Source organism: Streptomyces sp. NPDC054847 (assembly GCF_053610925.1).
Genome location: NZ_JBSGZJ010000799.1, coordinates 1 through 1,105, shown reverse-complemented (window position 1 = coordinate 1,105; position 1,105 = coordinate 1). Strand labels below are relative to the sequence as shown.

Sequence of the window (1,105 nt, the reverse complement as noted above, 5' to 3'; positions counted from 1 at the left end):
GCCTTCGACCTGCTCGCGGAGGGCGGGGTGGACCTGCGCCCGCTCGCGTACGAGAAGCGGCGGGCGCGGCTGGTGGCGGTGGCCGGGCCGCTGGGGCCGCCGCTCCAGCCCGTGCCGATGACACGGGACCGGGCGGAGGCGGAGGGCTGGTACGAGACCCTGCCCGGGATCGGCGTCGAAGGGCTGGTGGTCAAGCGGCTGGACCAGTCGTACCGGGGCGGTGTGCGGCTGTGGCGCAAGCTGCGGCACACCCGCACCCACGACGCGGCCGTCGTCGGCTTCACCGGCAGCGGGGAGCGTCCGGCCGCCCTCGTCGTGGTGCTGCCCGACGACGACACACCGGTGGTGTCCGGCCCGATGGCGCCGGCGCTGCGGACGCAGGCGGGGGCCCTGCTCGCCGGGCGGGCGGGCGGCGGGAGCGGCACGGCGGTGGCGACCGGGATCGGCGAGGTCACCTACCGGGCGGTGGAGCCGGGGGTGACGGCGGAGGTGGAGCTGGGCACGACGCGGCACACCGTGACGACGGTGATGAGGCTGCGGTCACCCGAAGAACTCGATTAATCAAGTTTGACTAATCGGCGCTGGGGGCAGTACCTTCTGCGACGCACCGCGTGGCCCCAGTTGATGAACGGCAAGGAGAAAGTGTGACCTTTCTGCCCGACACCGGATACACCCCGAGCGCGGAGGAACTGGCGAGCATCCAGGAGTGGTTCGCCGCCTACGACGCGCACAGCACCAAGCGCGACGTCGGGCGTATGGCGGACATGGCAGTGTTCCCGCTCAACCTGATCAGCGACGACTCCGCGGGCAACGGCGCCTCCGCCCAGTGGGACCGCCGGCAGTTCGTCGAGACCATGAGCCATGTGATGGGCGAAGGGAGCGACGACATCTCCTTCGAGTCGGTACGGACTCCGGTGTTCCTCTCCCCCGCGATGGCCGTCGTCTTCACGGACTCGACCATGACCATGGACGGCCGGACCCAGCAGCTGCGGTACGCCGACATCCTGATCAAGCAGGACGGCAAGTGGGCGTTCCAGACGATGATGCAGGGCGGCTGGGGGGACAACCTCCGCTAGAGACGGCCCTGCCGGCCGGGGGGCGTCAC

Annotated in this window: 2 protein-coding genes; both read left to right on the top strand. The window is 71.0% G+C overall.

Features of this window, described 5'->3' with window-relative positions:
- On the top strand, nucleotides 1-561 hold a 561-nt coding region (locus ACWGH4_RS35330; protein WP_453468016.1), incomplete at its 5' end, for an ATP-dependent DNA ligase.
- 83 nt (nucleotides 562-644) lie between these two features.
- The gene (locus tag ACWGH4_RS35325; RefSeq protein ID WP_441264171.1) at nucleotides 645-1,076 is read left to right on the top strand and encodes a DUF4440 domain-containing protein; all 432 of its coding nucleotides are present in this window, start codon (nucleotides 645-647) and stop codon (nucleotides 1,074-1,076) included.
- Nucleotides 1,077-1,105: the final 29 nt, after the last annotated feature.